Annotated in this window: 16 protein-coding genes; all 16 read right to left on the bottom strand. The window is 33.4% G+C overall.

The window, feature by feature from the left end:
• Window positions 1-29 precede the first annotated feature (29 nt).
• Window positions 30-3,305, bottom strand: a complete 3,276-nt coding sequence (locus tag LJD61_RS06325) for a D-glucuronyl C5-epimerase family protein (RefSeq protein ID WP_255226677.1) — start codon at window positions 3,303-3,305, stop codon at window positions 30-32.
• A gap of 32 nt (window positions 3,306-3,337) precedes the next feature.
• The gene (locus tag LJD61_RS06320) at window positions 3,338-4,798 is read right to left on the bottom strand and encodes a glycosyltransferase family 4 protein (protein ID WP_255226676.1); all 1,461 of its coding nucleotides are present in this window, start codon (window positions 4,796-4,798) and stop codon (window positions 3,338-3,340) included.
• On the bottom strand, window positions 4,795-7,026 hold the full coding sequence (locus LJD61_RS06315) for a methyltransferase domain-containing protein (RefSeq protein WP_255226675.1): 2,232 nt from the start codon (window positions 7,024-7,026) through the stop codon (window positions 4,795-4,797). The genes LJD61_RS06320 and LJD61_RS06315 overlap by 4 nt, the downstream gene beginning before the upstream one ends.
• Window positions 7,016-8,875 (bottom strand): ABC transporter ATP-binding protein, encoded by a 1,860-nt coding sequence (locus LJD61_RS06310; protein ID WP_255226674.1) that lies wholly within the window; start codon window positions 8,873-8,875, stop codon window positions 7,016-7,018. Before LJD61_RS06310 ends, LJD61_RS06315 begins: the two co-directional genes overlap by 11 nt.
• Complete coding sequence (locus tag LJD61_RS06305; protein ID WP_255226673.1) at window positions 8,868-9,656, bottom strand: ABC transporter permease; 789 nt, start codon at window positions 9,654-9,656, stop codon at window positions 8,868-8,870. The genes LJD61_RS06310 and LJD61_RS06305 overlap by 8 nt, the downstream gene beginning before the upstream one ends.
• A 26-nt stretch (window positions 9,657-9,682) precedes the next feature.
• Window positions 9,683-10,768 carry a non-hydrolyzing UDP-N-acetylglucosamine 2-epimerase gene (gene wecB, locus LJD61_RS06300; protein WP_255226672.1) on the bottom strand — a complete coding sequence of 362 codons (1,086 nt, stop codon included), beginning with the start codon at window positions 10,766-10,768 and terminating at the stop codon, window positions 9,683-9,685.
• Window positions 10,769-10,786: 18 nt separating this feature from the next.
• The gene (locus tag LJD61_RS06295; RefSeq protein WP_255226671.1) at window positions 10,787-11,527 is read right to left on the bottom strand and encodes an acyltransferase; all 741 of its coding nucleotides are present in this window, start codon (window positions 11,525-11,527) and stop codon (window positions 10,787-10,789) included.
• Window positions 11,528-11,542: 15 nt separating this feature from the next.
• Window positions 11,543-12,637 carry a Gfo/Idh/MocA family protein gene (locus LJD61_RS06290; RefSeq protein WP_255226670.1) on the bottom strand — a complete coding sequence of 365 codons (1,095 nt, stop codon included), beginning with the start codon at window positions 12,635-12,637 and terminating at the stop codon, window positions 11,543-11,545.
• A 10-nt stretch (window positions 12,638-12,647) separates the two neighbouring features.
• Window positions 12,648-13,964: a nucleotide sugar dehydrogenase gene (locus LJD61_RS06285; RefSeq protein ID WP_255226669.1), complete on the bottom strand. Its 1,317-nt coding sequence runs from the start codon at window positions 13,962-13,964 to the stop codon at window positions 12,648-12,650.
• A gap of 27 nt (window positions 13,965-13,991) precedes the next feature.
• Window positions 13,992-15,086: a DegT/DnrJ/EryC1/StrS family aminotransferase gene (locus tag LJD61_RS06280; protein ID WP_255226693.1), complete on the bottom strand. Its 1,095-nt coding sequence runs from the start codon at window positions 15,084-15,086 to the stop codon at window positions 13,992-13,994.
• Window positions 15,087-15,119: 33 nt separating this feature from the next.
• On the bottom strand, window positions 15,120-15,626 hold the full coding sequence (locus LJD61_RS06275) for a winged helix-turn-helix transcriptional regulator (RefSeq protein ID WP_255226668.1): 507 nt from the start codon (window positions 15,624-15,626) through the stop codon (window positions 15,120-15,122).
• 94 nt (window positions 15,627-15,720) lie between these two features.
• On the bottom strand, window positions 15,721-17,583 hold the full coding sequence (locus tag LJD61_RS06270) for a polysaccharide biosynthesis protein (RefSeq protein WP_255226667.1): 1,863 nt from the start codon (window positions 17,581-17,583) through the stop codon (window positions 15,721-15,723).
• 91 nt (window positions 17,584-17,674) lie between these two features.
• Window positions 17,675-20,137 carry an O-antigen ligase family protein gene (locus LJD61_RS06265; RefSeq protein ID WP_255226666.1) on the bottom strand — a complete coding sequence of 821 codons (2,463 nt, stop codon included), beginning with the start codon at window positions 20,135-20,137 and terminating at the stop codon, window positions 17,675-17,677.
• Between the two features lie 246 nt (window positions 20,138-20,383).
• Window positions 20,384-21,976 (bottom strand): IS66 family transposase, encoded by a 1,593-nt coding sequence (tnpC, locus tag LJD61_RS06260; RefSeq protein ID WP_255226665.1) that lies wholly within the window; start codon window positions 21,974-21,976, stop codon window positions 20,384-20,386.
• 75 nt (window positions 21,977-22,051) lie between these two features.
• Window positions 22,052-22,408, bottom strand: coding sequence for an IS66 family insertion sequence element accessory protein TnpB (gene tnpB, locus LJD61_RS20700; protein ID WP_408614915.1), 357 nt, complete (start codon window positions 22,406-22,408; stop codon window positions 22,052-22,054).
• Window positions 22,405-22,719 carry an IS66 family insertion sequence element accessory protein TnpA gene (gene tnpA / locus LJD61_RS06255; protein ID WP_255226664.1) on the bottom strand — a complete coding sequence of 105 codons (315 nt, stop codon included), beginning with the start codon at window positions 22,717-22,719 and terminating at the stop codon, window positions 22,405-22,407. The genes tnpB and tnpA overlap by 4 nt, the downstream gene beginning before the upstream one ends.
• Window positions 22,720-22,773 lie beyond the last annotated feature (54 nt).

Here is a 22,773-nt window from a genome sequence, read left to right as displayed (position 1 = left end):
AGTTTTCCCTCCTTATAAAATACCATCTCTTATAGCAGTACATTAATTTTTATTTGCCTTAGTAATATTCTGTTCTGCCCATTAGTTTTATTAATTATAAATTTAATTTTCTCACCACTAATATTATTGGGCAGAATAATTTTCTGGTATTGGCCATTTTGATTAACTATATCTTCTTTATATTTAACTTTATCATCTTTTTCTGTGATTTCAATTGTATAGCTAACACCATAGTTTGATTCACTTTCCCATATTAACTCGATCTCTTTAATTTCCTTTTTATTTGATATCTCTAATATGAAAAATTGCGGGAGAATCCCTTCAATTCCTGCAGTATAATCATCATTAGGATTCCCATCAAGTGAGTTTTCGATTTCAAACCCATCATACATTGGAGAGCTATTAATTACTTTTACTTGGCTGGAAATATCTATTAATTTAAGTGAATCGCTTTCTTCAATTACAGGCTTCTTATTTTTATATTGTGATAAATAATACTCCCATTTTTCAGTATATTGTTCAAAGTACCAATCCTTAGTTATATCAGCAATCAATTTAAGTTGATCAACATGAAATTTTTGATAATCTGAACCCATATACCAGCCTAAATCTTGAGGTCTAATAGTTATTGCAGCGGTTTTCCATTTCCCGTCTCCTACACATTCAACAATTGCATTTCTAAGTGGAATAAATTCTAGATTATTACCCTCAGAAATTGATTGAGCCTTTATAGAAAATGTTCCCTTAACATCATCCTTATAATTTATCAATAATTTATGACTTGGTACATCAAAATAATCATCAAACTTCTGCTCTGGTAAAACTCCAAAAAAATATACATTATGTCTTGTAGCGTTCTTTATTGGCTCTTTATTAACCTTGTATCCATTAATAAACCTTCGTGCAGTCTTACCATCAACATTCTCTACTGAAGACCATTCACTACCTGATATTCTCGGATATCCAGCAAAATCATTTGAAGATCCAACATCAACCCTAGTAGCAGTATTCGTTTGTGGGTTTAATAATTCTATGGTGTCAATAGCGGGAGATTTTTCTCCCGAAATCCAATCTATCTGAAACAATATCTCCTTTTTAGGATTATGATCATACTTTGACCAATATCCGGTATCATAAGTATAAAGGTATTTTTTTAAGCTTTTCAAGCCGTCTTCATAAACATCTCCTATAATACTATCATTTAAATACTCATACACATTGTTTAAAGTTACAAGACTTGTCAAATGAGCATTCAAAATATGAGTGTTGTTAGGCACTTCTTCAAACCATATATTATTATTCTTATCAAGTGAGGATATTCCTCCAACTGACGTTGGGTATTTATAAGCATATGCAGCTTTCTTTACAGTTTCCTTATCATTAATTTTCATATATGCATCTATTATATATTTTTGAGAAAATGCGGATTGCCATCCAGGCTTCTGATACACGTCATTATACGCATTTTCAAAGGAAAACCTCCATGTATATCCATCCTTTATTATCACTTTATTTTTATTAAGCCAATTATACGCTGATTCATTACTTATGGTATTAACATTTTCATTAGTTATCCAATTATACTCTCTCCTATAATTTTGACTAAAATTGTTAAGTAAGCTTTTATCCATAAAAAAGTTGTCTGAAAAATATTTAGATCCTTCAATTGCTTGAATAGCTATAGTGTATGGAGAATATCCTGGCTCTCCGCATTCACTTTTCCCATCCCACATACCATTAATAAATTTTGTTCTTTTACCTGCTAAATGCTGACGAACAGCACCTTCTTTATCAAGTGAAAATAAAGGTATGGACGGTGTCTGTTTTAGGACTTCTTGAACATTATTTTTAACATACTTTATCTTTGTTAAATCTATAGAATTCATATTAAAATAAGCAGTAGATATATTATACCACGCACTAAGTTCATCATAGTACTTCGTTAATTCCTTTAAATATAAAACATGCTTATCAGAATAAAAACTTCCAGTCCAAAATCCCAAATCAGATGGTCTTATTGGAATTTTCCATTGTCTCCACTTACCGGAACCTGTCAATAGTAAATCTCCATCCCGTAAATCTCTAAATGCAGTTCCTTCGCAAATTGAACGCATTTGAACTGAAAGATTACCTTGTATTTCATCTTTATACTCTATCGTCAGCTCAAGCCAGTCTTCTCTTAGGTTATCAGTCCACTCCATAGGCAACTTTAAATAAAAGTAAGTATATGGCGAATGCATTTCTCCATCATTTCCTTCAGCAACCGATACAGGAACTACAGGTTTTAACCTTCTTACCGTCCTTCCATCTATTTCTTCTATCTGTCCCCAATCATTACCTGCTATTCTGAGTTCTCCTTCTGGGTCACTATTTCCTACATCTAGTATGGCTTCCTTGCCGCTTATTGGATCTCTATGAGTAATTTTATCTATCGGAATATCTGCAAGCTTGTATCCATATGGATTTGTAAATCTAAAAAGAAGCTCATTCTTCTTAGGGTTAAGGTCATACCTTAACCAATATCCGTTATCATATTTAGGCAGCCATCTATTTAAAGTTTCAGCTCCTTTAGATGCCCACTCGTCAATGATCTTATTATTGCTGGCAATAGCCAATTTCTTAAGTGCTATTACAGCTCGCATATGTCCATTTAACACATGAGTAGGATTTTCAGCAGGAACTGGTATCTCCTCGAACCATATATCGTTACCTTTCTGAAATAGCAATCCACCGTCATTAATGTCTCTATATAAAACTTTTGATGCTTTCTCAGCTATCTCTAAATGCCTTATATCTTTATCAGTATCATAAGCTGCCACAAGAGCTTCAATCCCCACTGCCTGTGCAAAAGCACTATACCAAGGTGCTTTGATATTCACATCGTTATATGTGCTGTCAAATTTGTATAGCCATACATAATCACCATTCGAATTCTTTTCTAAATTCTCCTCTAACCACTTTATGCATGCTTGAAACTTAGTTAAGTCCTTATCAACTTCTTTATCATAAAAAGATTCATTACCCGAGTATTGTAATGCATACATGCCTACCCATCCAGGATGTCTTACTTCTCCTACTCCCTTTATTTTTAATATAGGAACTCCGTTTTTATCAACTGAATGCTCAGCATTATTAACATCTGTTTGATTCATAGCTATGTCGTCTTTTACAATCCCCCCCTTAATTACACTATTTGCATCGGAACAAGCTGCAAGCGTAATGGATATAAGTATTACTGAAATCAAAATAAATGCAATTTCATACTTTCTAATTTTATTATTTCTTATATTATAAAAACCAAACATATTAACATCCCTCATAACTATATTTATGTATATTACATTGTAGATACTTTTTCAAATTGATTGAAATCTTTTATGTATTTGCAGTATTCATCTATAAGTTTCTGTTTTTCAGCTTCCCAACAAACTAAATCCGATAATTTATTTAAGTTATATCTATACTTCTTCAAATCTATTTCATCACTAAAGATTGAGTCTATAGCCCTTGCTATGTTTCGAGGATTAGAAAAATCTTCTACCTTCCCTATTTCATTATCTTCCAGTACCTTTTTTATGAAAGGTAAATCATTAGCCAATATTGGCAATCTCGCTTGGATATACTCATATAACTTATTTGGTGAGCAATAATATGTATTTTTATCTACTGCAGGATATGGAATAATACCTGCATCTGCCGAACATGTATATCTTAATAATTCCTGCTGAGGTACAGCATCCATGAATATAACTTTTTTATCAAGCTTACTCCTTCTTGCTATATTTTTTAAAACTTCTCCAAAACTTCCAAAGCCTAACATCACAAGTACTACGTCAGTGTTCATTACATACTTCATACTCTTAACTAAATTTTCAAGGTTTCTTTTTGCTAAAAAGCCACCTTGAAACAAAAGAATTTTTTTATTCTCACCAATACCCAATTTCTTTCTTAAAATATCATTATCTTTGCATGTCTCATATTCATTCCACCTATCTATAGCATTTTGTATAACCAGAGGCTTGTCTATATTCTTTTTATATTTATTCCCATATTTCTCTATCATACAATTCCCTAAAAGTTCATTTGGAACAATCCAAAAATTAACATTAGGTAATATCTCCGCTTCAACTTTTTCTAACTGTTTGGCATACTTTTTCATAAGAGTGCATTGTTCTGTATAATTCTCATGTGCATCGTATATTAATGGAATACCTTTTTCTTGAGCTATTATAGAGGCAGCTTTAAGTGATGGCAAATCATTGGCTATTATTATATCAGCATCTTCTTTGATACCAGCATTGAAGAAAGCCATATCAAAGTTTGGAAAAAAGTTAATTTTTAAAAGCCTAACAAAAAATAAAGCTATTCTGTATATGAAATTTACTAATTGTTGCATAAATACAATAGTCTTTGTGCTAACAAAATTCATAATCTTAATGTTTAATGAAACAACTTTATTATTCATATGCTTTATAGGTTTAAGACTGCTTGTCTCATCAATATATATAGCACTTTTGTTATAATATGTATTTAATGCTTTGTTTCTTTTAACCGCTAAACTATTGATATCTGCATGAAATTTCTTATATAGCTTGACCAACAAATTATCATAATTTATATCTTTTGAATCTATTCTTTTTACTCTTATATTATCAGAAATATATCCTGACAAAAAATTATCTCCTTGATAAGGTACCCCAACTATTGTAACCTTATGCCCAAACTCCACTAAAGCATTAGCCTGAAGCACAATCCGTCTGTCAATGTCAGTATCGGGAGTTAAAATTAAAACATTCATGCTTGCTCTCCCTTCTTAAAAATAAAGTCACATAACTTTCTATTATTTAGCTTTTCAATTGTTTCCTTCATTCTTTTGATATCACTATCTTTTTCTTTTATTTGATATATAAAATCTGACATTCTTAAGTCAAGTTCTGCAATTTTATCTTTTAGATCTTTTATTTCAACACGGCTTAAACTTAATTCTTCATTAAGCGTAGCTATTCTATCCCTATATTCCTTTGAAACAATCTCATAATTGCTATTAATTCTATTTAAATCATCCAACATTTTTATCATAGCATGTAACTCGGATTGCATTTTTTCTTTTTCTTCAAATTCTTTTAAAATAATCTCATAATTGCTATTAATTTTATTTAAATCTTTTAGCATTCTTATCATAATTTGTAACTCGGATTGTATTTTCTCTTTTTCTTCAAGCTCCTTATTTCTCAATTCATGCAACAAGTCAATAATAGTTTTGGATTTATCATTTATGCTTGATGCTAAAACTCTATTACCTATGAGACCCTTATTGCATACCTCTTTAAGTAAGTTATAGTCAAAATTATTCTGAAAAAGTTTATAGACCTTAGATTTCATATCATTATTATATATCTTGCTAGCGTTTATGGCTTCATTAAAATACGGATCATTAAATACCCATTTATATATATGTGTTTCAAATAAGCCATCATCTATTTTATATTTATCAAGATTTACTACAATATTTTCAAATAATAAGCCAAACCCTTTTGCATCATTTATGCCTTCTACATGTATAATAGTATCACTTAACATTGCTTCATTTAGCTCTAATTCATAAAACTTATACATATCATCAGCAAATTCTTTATCGCATAATTCATTTAATGTATTTTCAAGAATGTAACTTCCATCAATGAGTATCTTATCTATATAATAAGTGGGCTCAATCTCTTCATTATAACAAACAAGATCAAATATATATCCTTCATCTAAACAATCAATGTTAGGTGGAACACTGAATACAGATGTTTTCCACATGGAATCATTTTTGCATTCAAGGTCACCCAAGCGTATATAAGAATCATTTTTATCATAAACTTGAAGAGTAAGCGGTACTTCAGAACAATCTTTGTAGGATATTGTAATATTGAAACCGTCCTTTGTAAACTCAGGAATGATAAAAACAGCATGATTAGGCGATTCATTTTTTTTAATATACCGCCTAGCTAATCTGTCATCTATTAGCTGGATGCTTCCCCAATTTATATTTTCATTATCAATTATATAGGGATGAATACTAAATTTCTTAGTATCTAACCTGCTATTATAATTAGAACCAATAGCTATATCATAGCAACCCTTGTGCATTAATCTAGCTTTACTATCAATTTTCTCATTTTCTCTTTTATCAGTTTTTATGTAAAAAAACAACTTATCTTTATCAAATCCATCATTCCAACCGCTATGGCAATTCTTTGCTTTAAATAGTAATAGCATCTCATTTCTTGTTGGCATGTAATTAGAGTTCATTCTAAGGTTTTCATTAAAACATTCTTTTCTTAATTTATCTAATCCCCCTATTGCCTCAATTCCTTGCTTAACAGTTTCAGATGAGCTGCATAAAGGGCATACTGCTCTATCCCAGATATGAAAATTATTATTCGCTATACGATCAACTTTATCCACCGCATCACAATAAAATGGCCAAGAATCACCGCTGAATCCTATGCTACATAAACTAAATTTTTTTGTTCCGATTTCATCTACAATTTTCTTTATATCCAATGAACGCAAATGCCAATTTATATGGTATTCGCAACCACATTCTGAGCATTTTGCTTTTGCAAGCTCTAAGTCCTCCATATATGGGGCAGCTATCATTATGTATTTTCTTGCAACTCTTTGCATCTCATTCAATCCATTACGGTATATGTCAATTGACAAATGTTCAATCGTATCAGTCGAAAGAAGCAAATCAAAAGCATCATCATCAAAAGGCAGTTTATCTATTGAACCTACCTTCGTGTCTCTATCCACATATTTTAGAGCTTCGTCGCTTATATCCAACCCACACACATGCTTATCATTGGGTAGCTGATTAGTAATTACTCCATTACCACAACCCACATCTAAAATTGATTCAATATCTTCAGGAAGCATACTTAAAACTTTGTCTAAGAGAAGCTTTTGCTCAGGAGCAGCATCACCGCTCCATAATTCTGAAGCATTATAGTATTTTAATGTATTATCATTCAACATATCTTATATTCCACCTTACTGGATGATTTATTAGGCCTAACTCTGTATTAATACCAAAAGGCTGTTCAATTTTTAGTTTGTACTTTCTATCATGCAAATCATAGGCTTCCGGTTCTGCCGCATCAAGAAGATTAAGCTCTTTAAAAATTGCTATTGATATTATGTATTCACCTCTGCCAATCAAAAGAGGATCAAATATGACATCAACAGATCCTCTGCCATTTAACTTGTCAATAATAAAATTATCTTTATTAGAAATAAGTTGTGATATACATGTGCCATCGTATTTATATAAAGCAACTACGAAAACAGGGTTAATAATATTTTGAGACGCAATATACGATATTCTACATATCATCTTTTCACCAGTTATAAAAGTATATTTAGGAATTTCATTTTCATCCATAAATTTAACATCACCTATTATTATTTCTCCGCTTCCATATATATCATTAGTATTTCTATCAATTTTATCAAGACTCTTTTCTTTTATTATATTATTATTCTTAACATTGACTGTTTTATGACTTTCTTCTTTTACTACCTCTTTGTTTTTATAGCCTAAATAAATAGAATCAATACTGCATTTGCTTTTTTTCCATTTGCCATCATTTATATTCTGTAGCTCACCTATTTTCACATAGGATTGCCCATTATATAATTCTAGTATTACTTTTTCGTTTGTAACATCTTTATATCCAATTTCAATTTCATAGTTTGATTTGTCTAAAGCATTACTATCTTCTACAATATTTACAACGAACACAGCATGCTTATATATACCGCCAACATTTTCAAAACTTCTAATACATCTACCATCATATTTTAGTGGTTCAGACCAGTTTATCGTCCCTTTGCTAGTGAGAAGAAAAATACTTCTAGTGTTATCATTATCCATGGCATCTCCTAGTATTAACTCATCAATCATAACACCGTTCTTATATAATGATATTTTATTTATTGGATGTTTTTCTTTAGGCTCTCCATCTTGAGTAATGAAATGAAATAGAAGCTGAGTAGAATCATTATTTTCAAAAGCCTTTACAACATTTCTTTTGAGTTTCATATTTTCTGCCTTTAACCTTAGTTCCTCTTGTTTACGTACTGAGGCTAAGTAAGCTTTTGAAACATCTATAATATCGCCTTGCATTAATAGCTTTCCATTGTCAATCCAAATTGCATGGGTACACATCTTCTGAACAGAAGAAATATCATGAGATACAAATAAAACAGTAGTTCCACCTTCCGTAAGCTTTTTCATTCGCTCTATACATTTATTCACAAAATAAGTATCCCCTGCACCTAAAACCTCATCAATTATTAAAATTTCAGGTTCTATTGATGTAGCTACAGAAAATGCCAGCCTTGCATACATTCCAGCTGAATATGTTTTTACAGGTTTATCTATAAAGTCTTCAAGCTCAGAAAAATCTAGTATATCATCATACCTCTGTTCTGCCTCTTTTTGATCAATACCCATATATGCTAATGAAGCATATATGTTTTCTCTGCCAGTAAATTCTGGATGGAACCCTGTGCCTAATTCTAGTAAAGCTGATATTTTACCATTTATTGTTATTTGCCCGTTTGTAGGTTTTATATTACCGGTTATTATTTTTAAAAGGGTACTTTTCCCTGCTCCATTCCGTCCCAAGATACCTAATTTCATACCCTTAGGTATCTTAATGCCAACATCTTTTAAAGCCCAAAACTCATCATAAGAGTTTCTGTCCATAAACAGTTTTAGGTTCAGCAAATCAAGTATACGATCTCTTTTTTTGTGATAAATTTTATACATTTTTGACAGATTTTCTATAGTAATAGAATAATCATCATTAGCCTTATACATAATCAGCAAACACCACTTTCAATCGTGAAAATACAAAGTACCCCAAATAAAATACAAATACTGAAACTGATAAAAATATTGAGAAATCATATATGCCAGGCAGTCTATTAAACATTAGAATATCTCTTAACATAGTTATCAAATAATATAAAGGATTTGCCTTCATATATGGTAGAATCTGAGGAGAAATCATTTCATTCGTATATGCTATAGGTGAAACCATCATAAGCATTATTAAAACAACTGTAATTATCTGACCTATATCTCTAAAAAAAACATTTAAACTTGCTAATATCCATACTAAACCAGTAGAAAAAACAATCTGTAATATTAATAGAATGGGCAAAGCTAATACCGCTAAACCCATATATCCTTTAACTATAAGTACTAACATAAGCAAACCCATTCCAATCAATTGAGATATCATACTTGCAAATACAACTTTGACAGGAATAAGTTCAACAGGAAACAATGTATTCTTCAAAAGACTTGAGTTTGAAGTAACTGAATTAACTCCCGTACCTATTGCTTCTGAAAAACCGAACCATGGAATTAAACCACAAAATATCAGCAATACATAGTCAAAAGTGCTCATTGTATTTAGTCGTATTTTAAATATAACAACATACACGATAAAGTAGACACTTAAAAATAGTATGGGATATATAAAAGCCCATAGAATACCTAAAAAAGATCCTGCATATTTAGCTTTTATATCGTTGATTGTTATAGATTTAATTATTTTTCTATACTCCCATATGAGCTTAAATGGTTCCAGCAATTTATGTCACCTCTTTCAGGAAAGGATTACTTTAACCTAGCCTCAATTATATCTCCTATTATTCTTGAAGCATCTCCATTACCATAGCAATCAGTATGTTTCAGAGTATTAAAATTCCTCGTTTTAAACATACTTGCTGCATCTTTAATAGTCTCTGAGTTAGATTGAGATAAAATATTCCATCCACTTTCCACCGTCTCTATCCATTCAGTTTCAGTCCTTAGTGTTATACATGGTGTCTTTAAAAAGTAAGCTTCTTTTTGTACGCCACCGGAATCAGTCATTATAATCTTTGCATGCTTCATGGCCATTATCATATCTAAATATGCAAGAGGTTCAATTATTTTTATATTTGAGTCATTAATAAATGCAAATAAATTAGCATTATTCTTTATAATGTTTCTTGTCCTCGGATGAAGCGGAACAATAATAGGCCATTCCAGCTCTGAAAATGCTTTGAATATATTAGTCAAATTCTCAATATTGTCTGTATTCTCGGCTCTATGTATTGTGGCTAAAATATATTTTTGGGGCGCAACATTAATATCTGCTAATATATTTGACTTAATCTCGGCTATTTTCAGGTTATAAAGCAATGCATCAAGCATAACGTCTCCTACATTATAGACGCCTTTCGTTATTCCTTCTTTTGCTAAGTTATCTACAGCATTTTGTGTAGGGCAAAAAAGCATCGTAGCCAAGTGATCTGTAAGTATACGGTTTTGCTCCTCCGGCATGTGCATATTATAGCTTCTAAGACCTGCTTCTATATGTATCACAGGTATATGCAGTTTGCTTGCAGCAAGTGCGCCTGCCAATGTGGAGTTTGTATCACCATACACAAGCATTGCGTCAGACTTTTCATTTAACAGAACTTCTTCTATCTTCATAAGCATTTCGCCTGTCTGCTTGCCATGATGACCAGAACCCACATTCAAATTATAGTCAGGTTTTGGTATGTTCAACTCTTCAAAGAATATATCCGACATATTCTTATCGTAATGCTGTCCTGTATGTACAAGTATTTCTTCATGATTTTTTCTTAGCTCTCTCGAAACAGGAGCAGCCTTTATAAATTGAGGTCTTGCACCTACAACTGTTACTATTTTCAAGTTCTACACCTCAGCTATTCATTGATTTTTTAAAAGTTGGCTGTCAGGTACTCTTTTATATGGTTTTGCAGGATTACCGACAGTTATTTTTTCAGGCTCTGTATCTTTAGTTATTACACTGCCTGCACCTACCAGACTATCTTCCGCAATTACTTTCCCTGGCAGTATTGTTGCTTGAGCACCTATTCTTCCGCCTTTTCTTACTGTCACACCTTTAAAATGCTTAAATCTTTCTTTGTCTCTGCCTGCGTAGTTATCATTGGATGTAACTACACCCGGAGCTATAAATACATAATCTTCAATATCTGAATACGCCGTAATGTATACGTTTGTTTCAAGCTTGCAATAATTGCCTATGTTACAGTAGTTTTCTATGGCTACACCTCTGCCTATAATAGTTTTTTCTCCTATAGCCACGTTTTCCCTTATTGTCGATAGATCAGCAATCAAGGAGCTTTGTCCAATTATACAGCCTGCATAAATAACAACAGATGTTCCTATTATCATGTTATCTCCTAATCGGCATGGAGGCTGCAGCTTATCATCTGAGGTTGCAGAGGTCACGGCTTTCATCGGCTGCTTCCCTATTACCGTATTATCATCTATTCTTGTATTACATCCAATAATGCTGCCCTTATATATGGTTACATTATTACCGATTATACAGTTGTCACCTATAGTAACATCATCCTCTATAATTGCAAAATAACCAATCTTAACATTTTGTCCTAATTTCGACTTTGGACTTATAAAGTTCATATGGCACCTACCTCTTTATCTTATATCACTATTTTTCATTTCTATTGTTGAGAATTCCAACCCTTCATATTTTATAGGCATTCCGGTTTTCTGGGATTTATATGCAGCTAATATTATCTGCATGGCTTTGATCCCTTCTTTTCCGCTTATCAAAGGCTGCTTATTCATTATGATTGCATCAATGAAATCTTTATATAAAGGAATATGCCCAAAGCCATAAACAGTGTCCGGATCATCATCCTTAAATGAGGTAAGTGCTACTTCATCCTCTAATTCATCAGCAAATTGCCATGTTTCAATCTTGTTTACAGCTAGTCCGCCAATACATACCGTACCTGTTTCACCAAATATGCTTAAAGTTTCTTCCAAATTTTTAGGATAAACGCAGGCAGTGCCTTCGACAATACCAATAGCTTTATTCTTGAATCTAATAATGATAGCGCCAAAGTCTTCTGCATCTATGCTCCTGATATAGTTGCCGGTTTGTGCATAGATTGTATCTATTTCTCCACCCATCATCCATTGGAGAAGATCAATATTATGTATGCATTGATTCATTAGAGTACCGCCATCTTGCTCCCAAGTTCCTCTCCACGGAGCTTGCTTATAATAGCTCATATCCCTGGACCAAAGTATCCTTGCTGTTCCATTTATCAGTTTTCCAAAGCGTCCTTTATCTATGGCTTCTCTTAGCTGCTTTATAGGCAAATTAAATCTATTTTGGTGGCATACTGCTAATTTTACTTTGTTTTGTTCTGCTGCAGCTATCATGTTTTTTGCATCAGCAGTTGACAAGGCCATTGGTTTCTCAACAAGCACATGCTTGCCTAGGTTTAAACAATATATTGAGATTTCTGAATGATAACCGCTTTCTGTAGTTATTGCTATCGCATCAATAGGCACTTCATCAAGCATCTTTCTATAATCGTTATATACAAGGGGTTCTATTCCGCATAAGTTGTAATATTCTTCTGATCTCTTATTTGCTCTTTCTATAACGATATCGCATACAGCAACTAACTCTGCTTCTTCAAAATTCTTCGCTAAGCCTTCTATATGCTTGTACGATATTCTTCCGCACCCTATTATGGAAAATTTCAATTTCTTCATTACAAACCTCCTAGAGCAGCTCTATATTTTCTCTTTCTTCTACGTTCTTCATAGCATTCTTGGTATCAAATATGAACTTTGAGTTCTTTTGTATAAATTCATAATCATAACAGCTGTGCATTGTTGTTATAACAACCAAGTCAGCACTTTGAAGATTCTCTGCAGTCAACTCAACAGAACAATATTCACATGCTTTATATTTACAAGTTGGAATGTATGGGTCATTATATACTACTATTGATCCTTCTTTTTTAAAATTTTCCATAACCTTCAAAGCTGGACTCTCTCTGCAATCATCGATATCCTGCTTATATGCAACTCCTAATATAAAAACCTTTGATCCATTAAGGGGTTTTCTAAATCTATTCAATATTTTAGAGGCTCTCTCTACTACATATTGAGGCATGAAGTTATTTATCTCACCTGAAGTCTCAATAAGCCTTGTGTGATAATCATATTCTCTAACTTTCCATGTTAAATAATATGGATCTAAGGGTATACAATGACCACCTAAACCAGGTCCAGGATAGAATGCTTGAAATCCATAAGGCTTTGTCTTGGCAGCTTCTATTACTTCCCAAACATTTATACCCATCTTGTTGCATATTATAGCCATTTCATTTGCTAGTCCAATATTTATATTTCTATATGTATTCTCAAGAATCTTTTCCATCTCTGCTACCGCAGGGCTTGACACCTCAAATACATCTGTTTGGAGTATGTTCCTGTATAAAGCAGCTGCTATTTCCGTGCTATCTTTGCCTATACCGCCAACTACTTTAGGAGTATTTTTAGTCTTATATTGGATGTTTCCCGGATCTACTCTTTCCGGTGAGAAAGCCAAAAAAAAGTCTCCCTCACATTTGAGTCCTGATGTCTTTTCTAATATAGGTTTTAATAGTTCCTCTGTTGTCCCGGGATATGTAGTGCTTTCAAGAACAACCAACATACCTCTATGCAAGTATTTAGCAACGTCTTCAGTTGATTTTTTTACATAAGTGATATCAGGCTGTTGATACTCATCTAAAGGAGTAGGTACACATATTGCTACACAGTCAACATCTTTGATGAATGAAAAGTCTGATGTAGCCTTTAGAAAGCCTTCTTCTACTGTGACAGCTACTTCATCATCTAATATATCTCCAATGTAGTTATGTCCTGAGTTGACAAGATTAACCTTTGATTCCTGCACATCAAATCCAATAGTCTTATAGCCGGCTTTGGCTTTCTCAACAGCCAGCGGCAGTCCTACATAGCCAAGACCAACTACGCCTACAATAGCGGTTTTGTCATTTATTTTCTTAAGCAACTGCTCTTTTATGCTCATTTAATTATTTCTCCCATCTCAATTTGTCTATTTAAAGAAGTTATTAATAGTTGCAATTACATGTTCCTGTTCATCTGCTGTCATCTCAGGAGATATTGGGATAGATATTACTCTTTTGCAGGCTTTTTCTGTATTGGGAAAATCACCTTTTTTATAGCCAAGAGACTTATATACCTCCTGTAAATGCAATGGAACAGGATAATATATACAGGTGCCTATTCCATTGGCTTTCATATAATCTTCAAATTGTTTCCTGTCATCAACTTCTATGGTATATTGATGATAAGTATGATATTGCTCATATGTTGCTTCTTTTGGCACTTTCACCTTTAATTTTTCATTATACCTATGAGCAATCTCCCTTCTTCTTCTGTTCCACTCGTCAAGATATTTAAATTTAACATTTAAAATTGCAGCCTGCAGCTCATCTAAACGACTATTATACCCGAACATGCTGTGATAATATTTAGGGTTAGAACCATGCGCTCTAAGTATCTTTAATTTAGCTGCCAGTTCTTCATCGTCAGTAACTATCATGCCCCCATCACCATATCCGCCTAAATTCTTAGTAGGATAGAATGAAAAGCATCCTGCTATACCGAAGCTTGAGCTCTTCTTCCCCTTATATTCACTACCGATTGCTTGACATGAATCTTCTATTATGTATAAATTGTGCTTTTCAGCTATTTTCATCATTTTGTCCATATCACACATTTGACCGAAAATATGTACAGGAATTATTGCCTTTGTTCTCTCTGTTATCTTTTCTTCAATTTTATCTACATCTATCAGGTATGTATCAGGATCTATATCAGCAAAAACTGGCTTAGCCCCTACTTTAGATGCTACCTCTGCAGATGCAATAAACGTAAATGGCGTGGTAATTACTTCATCGCCTTCACCAATATTCAAAGCTTTTAATGTTAGCTCTAGAGCATCTGTTCCATTAGCAACGCCTATGCCATACCTTACATTGCAGTAAGCCGCTATCTTATTCTCTAACTCTTTCAAGTTAGGACCAAGTATAAATTGGGTTGATTCCAAGACCCCTTGAATTGCTTGGCCAATTTCATCCTTTAAATTAGTATATTGTCTTTTGAGATCTAAAATCGGAATATTAATAACAATCGCCCCCTTATATAATATGAACTAAAGCTACAGTACCTGAAGCAAGTTTTGAACTCTGCAGCCTTTTTCTAGAAGTTCCAAATATCGACTCTCGTTAAGTACCACAACATAACAATGTGTGTAATCATCTATTTTGTTGACACATGATATATCTCCGGCTCCTAATTCCTGTATGGCTGTTCTGGTTATCTCACTTAACTCATCGTTTTCCATCAAGACAGTCACTTGCCCTACTTTTTTTGATAAAGAAAGCAAATAAGATTTTATACTTTCTTTCGTTTTGTTTATATAGTTATAATGAATTTTTATATAATTATAAGTCTTGTTAACCTTTTCAAGCATGCCCTTCGGAGTTAACATATAAACTATACGGTTAGCCGGTATCTTCTCAATCTTAATTAAGCCTTCTCTGACCATCTTCGATAATAAAATATTTACACTGCCTAATGATAGCCCTGTGAGCTTTGAAAGCTGTCTTTGGGTAATATTATAATTCTCGTGAATGCTCTCAAGTATTATAAATTCTCTATCCATATTTTATCCCCTCGTTCATGTTTTGAACACCTAATCCTATAATATATATAATCAGAATATTTGTCAACAAACGCTAAAAAAATATATCATTATTCTAATGAGTCCTATTATCCTTCGTTGCAGCAGCTTCTATATTATCGTTACTAAAGGTGGGGACAATCAGCATAAGCTGGGAAATAAGTCTGTCCGGAGAATTTAAGTTCTCCTTAAGTTTATCAATATCCTCTAGAAGTTTGTAATAGTCAATATCAAAAGCTTTTCCAATAAATATCTGTGGATGCAAGGTACTCTCAATTCCCTCTTCATCCATTAATAGCTCTTCAAATAGCTTTTCTCCTGGCCTTAACCCTATGTACTCAATCTTAATATCTACTTCAGGCTCAAAGCCAGAAAGTCTTATTAGATCGCAAGCTAAATCATATATTCTTACCGGTTCTCCCATGTCCAGTATGAAAATTTCTCCTCCCTTTGCCATTGAGCCGGCTTGTATAACTAACTGAACTGCTTCGGGTATGGTCATAAAATATCTTGTTACATCAGGATCAGTTACTGTCACTGGCCCTCCGTGAGCTATCTGCTTTTTAAACAAAGGTATTACGCTTCCATTACTACCAAGCACATTGCCAAAACGCACTACTGCATATTCAGTTCTACTTATTTTTTGAATGGATTGAACAATCATTTCTGCTAATCGTTTGGATGCACCCATCACATTTGTGGGATTGACCGCCTTATCCGTCGATATAAGTACAAACTTTTCTGTTTTATATTGATCTGCCGCCTGAGCAACATTTAAAGTACCTATTACATTATTCTTTATAGCTTCTTCGGGGCTTTGCTCCATCAAGGGAACATGCTTGTGGGCGGCAGCATGAAAGACAACTGTAGGCCTATATTTTTCAAAAACTTCTTCAATTTTATGCTTGTCCCTTACAGAAGCAATTATTACCTCAAGCTCAACATCACTTTCATATGTATATTTTATTTCGTTATATAGCTCGTAAGCATTATTTTCATAAATATCAAGAATAAGTATTTTCTTCGGAGAGAACTTTGAAATCTGCCTGCATAGTTCTGATCCTATAGAGCCTCCTCCGCCTGTTATCAGTACAGTTTGATCCCTCAAAAAGCCGGATATCCCTTGCATCTCTAAACTTATCTGATCTCTTCCCAGTAAATCTTCTATTTGAACATCTCTTATCTGATTAATATTAATTGTTCCATCGACAATTTGATAAAGATTAGGTAGTGTTCTTAGTTTGCAATCAGTCTCTTTGCATATTTGAAATATTTCTCTCATGTCATTTTTAGCAGCTGAAGGTATAGCAAATATTATTTCGTCTATCCTCTCTCTCTTTACAGTATCTATTATGATAGATCGATCACCTAAAACCGGAACGCCATTTATGGTAGCGTTATGTTTCCTGCTATTGTCATCTATAACTCCAACAATGACAAAATCAGGTTCTTCATTTTTCTTCAACTCCTTTATTAACAATGAACCTGCTTCTCCGGCTCCTATAATGAGGATTCTATTGCCGCCTTTAACCGTTTTAAAGCTTTTATTTCTTATTCTTCTTAGTATCCTATAGCTAAATCTGAAACCTGATAAGAATAAGAATGTCAATATCCACCCCATGAAATATACAGTTCGCGGCAATCTATTCCCACTTATAATACCAAATCCAAAGGAGAAAATGCTATCCAGGCAGGTGGCATAAAAGATTTGTATGAGTTCATCTATTCCTGCATAGCTCCATAAGCTATTATATAATCCCATAATCATATAAATTGAAATTTTAATTACTGTAAGACTTATTGCAGTTTTTAAATAAGCTATCATAAAACGATGTTCTATAATACCATCGAATCTAAAATATAATGCTAATAGTATCGCAAAATTAACAATTATAATATCAATAATTAACAAAAATAACTTACGGGTAAAAGCTTTCATGATTACCTCCAAAAAAGGCGAGCCTATAATTATTATACAAAGCTCGCCAAATCTGTATATAATTAAAGACTCCAAAACCTAACTTTATTTTTTATTTTTTTATTTTATTTGCCTGTTCTATCCAATTAAGTGCTAAATCTGTTTTCATATCAAAGCCTTCGGGAAGAGCTATAGGTTTTATAACTTTACTGTTTCTTTTATCATATTGTTCCTTAACCTTTATCATATTTTTAAGATACGGTATGGCTTTTTCATGTTGGCCATTCTCAAAAAAGTATTTTGCTATTTCATAGTTCAAATCTATATTTATCGCATAAGATTGACCAACCATAGGTTCATTTTTTAGTTTATCATCTGCCATAGCCACAGCTTCATCAAGCATTCCATTTGAAATTAGCAGATTTACCAATACAGGCATATATTTATAATTATATGGTTCATACTTCTTGATATTAGCAATCTGTTTCAGCATACTATTGTAATACTTGGTATCTCTCGTTTCTTTAAACTTATTGTTCATAATCTGGGCATAATCTGCCCTGTAATCACTATTGAATCTATCATATTTCATTGCATTTTCATAAAGCCGTATAGATCTATCTAAGTCTGAGTTTCTAATTATTGCTGCTTTATTTCCTAACCTAATTGCATAGGCTATAGACGAGGAAGAAACCAATATAACTATAGAAAAAGCAACCGGAATCATATGTAGCCATTTATTTTGCAATAAGGTTATTTGTTTTATATTACTATCTGTGTTTATAATTCCTATAAGCAACCACAATATATATGACACAGCAACAAGTGACAGGTTGAAATCTATAGTCGAATGTAAGAATACCAATAGAACAGCTAAATATACATATAAGTAATTGGACTTTCTCCTAATATTCTTTGCAAAGCCTATAAAAAGCTGAATTATTAAAGCAACTAAAGCAAGAAGCCCTACTAACCCTACTTCTATTGTATATTGAATGAAGAAATTATGAGTTTCCGTTGAATCATAAGGCATTGATTGATATCGATGATAAAGATTCTTCCAGCCACCGCCACCAGCTCCTATTAAAACATTACCTTTAATTATTTCCATGCCATCTTTAGCAAAAGTTATCCTATACGAAGCGCTCTGGGTTTCTAAATTAATATCTGATAATCTGTTAGCTATAAAATCAGGTATATACTTATAACGGTCTTGTTTTTTTACAATTTCACCATAAGAATTTTTAAGCATTATATTTTTATATATTGTATAAGTATTTGTTTCGTAATTGTATAAGATCACTTGTATTTTATCTGTATCTTCTAAGGTAGTAAAATCTATTGATTTATGTTCAAAATTTTGTCCGACTGACTTAAACTCATTGAAAATATCTTTAAACTCTTCTTTTAGATTATAACTTCTTATTGTCAGCCCATAGCTATTTGGATTCTTAAGAGAAGATTTTACATCAAAGTCAATAGTATAATCCGTATAAGCTTCAACATCATTAATATAAAAGCTTTCATACTTCCAAGATTGCTCTTCATCACTCCTGTGTTCTATTCTATACTCAATTGGCTCTTTAACACTTAGCAAAAAAATTATAACTATAATAAGGACTATAATAACTCCAATAAGAACTATATTTATTGCTTTTTCATTTATACTTTTAAAAAGATTTTTGCTCAAAATATGAAATAATACTGTAAGACCAATACATATTACCAGACTTAATACATAATTTGCTAATATATGTTCAAACTCTGCCTGGCCGTTAGTAAAATATTTATAAACTAGGAATAAATTGGATAATAGAGATATGAAAAAGTTTACAACAAATCTTAATTTAAACTTTGTTTTTATTAGAATAAAATTTAGTAATAGAATTCCTGCAAGAATAACAAAAGCACCACGGGATAGAATAAATGCAAAATTACTTATTAAAGTTGTTAATACTATTTGATATGCTAATTTATATTTTATATCAGTAGTATTAATAAGCATGCCTATTGTAAGAATTATTCCAATAGCAAATACAGATGCGGTAGTATTGGTATATTGATATAATCCAAATAATCTGCTATCTACAATAACCCCGTTTGGTGTTATAAAATCAGATAATGCAAGTACAGAAGTAAAAGCAGTGATAAAAGTACTAGCGATAATAAGGTTTAGCAAAATATTCTTTTTCTTTTCATCATTCTTTGTTATTTCCGACGCTATCCTATATATCATAAAATAACTGGCATATATAAGTACTGCATCCAGTCCATCCTTTGCATTAACACCAAATAAAAAAGATATAAAATAACATATTGGAATAGCTAGCACTGCTAAATCAAGATATGTATCAATAATCTTATAATCTTTATGTAAAAGCTTGTACACCAAATAAGCAAAATATAATAAGCTTATAAAAGCAATAGCAGGCATATAATTTTCTCTAAAAAATAGGCCTCGATAAAATGGGATTATTATCATAAAAACCGATATAAGTGCTAATAGTATGTATTTTATATATTTGTCTTCAATTAAAAACGTTTTTTTCTTTGACACTAATGATTTTTTTGCCATCAAGTGCACTCCTGTTCTAGTTTATTCTACAATAACTATAATATAACATTTAGTGTAGTTTTGCAATTGATTAAAGAAGGAATTGCTTTATCTGTCAAGGTTTTTTACGGCGGTAATGATTTCAAAAATAAGCACAAATGGGAACATATGAAATGTTCCCATTTGTTAGTAAGCGTCAAAAGCAGCACACATACAAAAAGAAGTCCCATCTATGAGATAATTGTCGTAAGTGGGACTTTGACATTTTTATAATTTCTTTTGCAATTTACACTCTGCAGGTATTTCTTCTGACCATGGCAGCAAATGATCTAGGGCCTCTGGACGGTCAAGCCTGGTATTGGGGAGCTGTTCGAATAGATATTTCATGTAATAGAATGTATTCAGTCCATTCAGTTTTGCGCTCTCTGCAATACTGTAAGCAATAGCGCTGGCCTTTGCTCCGTGAGGCGATTTTGCAAAGAGAAAGTTTTTTCTTCCAATAACGAAGGGTTTTATTGCCCTCTCTGCACGATTATTACTAAGTTCACATTGCCCATCCTTTAAGTAGTTTGTTAATAACTCCCAATTTGATAAGCTATATGCAATAGCCTGTCCCAGCTTGCTCTTCTTAACTACCTTTGGCTCAGCTTCCTGAAGCCATGACAAATAAGCCTCGAGTATAGGCTTGCTTTCCTTCAGTCTGTTTTCATATCTCTTTTCTGCACTCAGTTCGTTCCACTGACTTTCAAGGGTGAATAATTTCTTAAAAAATTCAAGCGCCTGATGTGCATAGGTGGATTCAATGGAAACCCCCTTCGGAATCGCTTTCAGCGCATCCGTATAATACCTTCGAGCATGGGCAAAGCAACCTACACGGATGACATTTTCAACGGAGTTATATCCACTATAGTCATCACTTTGAAGTAGCCCGGAGTATCCTTCAAGAAAGCGCTTGGCATGCTTGCCCGATCTGGATGGCTGATATTCGTAGAGTGCCATCTTCCTCCCATATCGGCCAGTTGCATAAAGCCACATATACGCTTTGCTGTCGGTAGGCTTCCCATCCTTTGTCAATACCCGCATGGGACTCTCATCTACATGCAGGAATGTCTCTTTAAGCAGATATTGATGCATTCTATCGTATAAAGGCTCTAACCACAGTTCTGCGCCCTTTATGATCCAGTTGGCCATGTTCTGTCTTGATATATCAATGCCATATTCTTTAAATATTTGCTCCTGCCTGTGCAATGGCAGTGCGGCAACATATTTCTGATGCATGATAAAAGCAAGCAGGCTTGGTGACAAAAAGCTGCCGGATATTACCGGCGCCGGCATAGGTGCTGTAATAATCGGTGCCTTTTCCTCGGCCTTTTCGCAAGCTCTGCAAGTATATATTTTTCTGACATGCTCAACAATGCTCACCTGTGCTGGTATCACCTTAAGCTCTCTTCTGACTTCCTCAGACATAGAGTGCATCGTCCCATTGCAAACAGGACAGATTTGCTCATCAATAGGCAGGTCATATTCTATCCGCTCAACAGGAAGATCCGCAAAGGAATCCTTGTTGGTTCCTCTCTTTCTCTTCTTTCTTTCATAAACTATTTTCTCAAGCTCCGGCTCTTCAGCTTCCGGTCTTTGAGCTATTTCAGCCTCGTTTAAGAAGGAAATCTGTTCTGTGGGTACAGTGTCGCTTGATTTACCGAAACGTTTTGCCTGGTTGAGTTTGTATTGTTCCTCATACCATTTCAGTTTTGCCGTCAGAATTTCATTTTCATGCTGAAGCATGGCATACTTGTTTTTCAGTTCTTCAAAAGACGCGCTATTTTGTTGTAAATCCTTGCTTTCAATCATTTCACTCATGATATTATTATACCATAAAAACGGATACAAAAAAAGCCCCAATCCATTGAAATTGAAGGCTTTTTAAAACTTTTTTCAGATTAAAACCCGCTCCAATGCCGGCTTGTGTGCTGAGTCCTGATTTATGCTCATTCCATCCAGCAACCAGCGGAATTCTCTTTCAGAAAGCGATAACGATAGACATTTTTCCTTTGAGGGCCATTTGAAATGCCCTTTCTCAAGACGTTTGTAATGCAGCCAGAAACCATTATTATCCCATACCAATATCTTTATCTTGTCTTGGCGTCTGTTACAAAATGCAAAGAAGTGGGTTGAAAAGGGATCCATCTTCAGGATGTGCTGGACAATGAGTGCAAGCCCTTCCACAGACTTGCGAAGATCAGTGGGACCTAATGCAAGATGGACTTTTTCAATATGAAGTTGGTTTATCATAGCTGCTGTAATGTTCTGATAGTCTTTAAGAGTAACTTCTCGTCAAAATCTGTGTTTAGGTGAATTTTAACTGCCCCAAATTCCAAGATTATGCTTTTTGCAGAGCATGTATCGGGAACATTAAGACTCGCAAATTCAAAGATTCCAGCTTCTGCACCAGAATCATCCCTGGAATTTAGTTTCCTTAGCCAGTACCCAAGCGCAGACAATTTTATTTCGTTTGCCTTGCACCATTGAGACTGGTTCATACCGCTCTCACGGAATGAAGCCACTCTTGTCACCCATAGCTCTCTGTTTTCCTTATAGTTCAATGAAAAATGCACCTCCTATTTTATTCTTTGGTGCATTATCTCATATCACTATGT

The sequence above is a fragment of the Lutispora saccharofermentans genome, from assembly GCF_024363565.1.
In the GTDB taxonomy this organism is placed as follows: Bacteria; Bacillota; Clostridia; order Lutisporales; family Lutisporaceae; genus Lutispora; species Lutispora saccharofermentans.
Note: the sequence above shows the minus strand (reverse complement) of the source record. Positions and strands in the feature narration are given on the sequence as shown.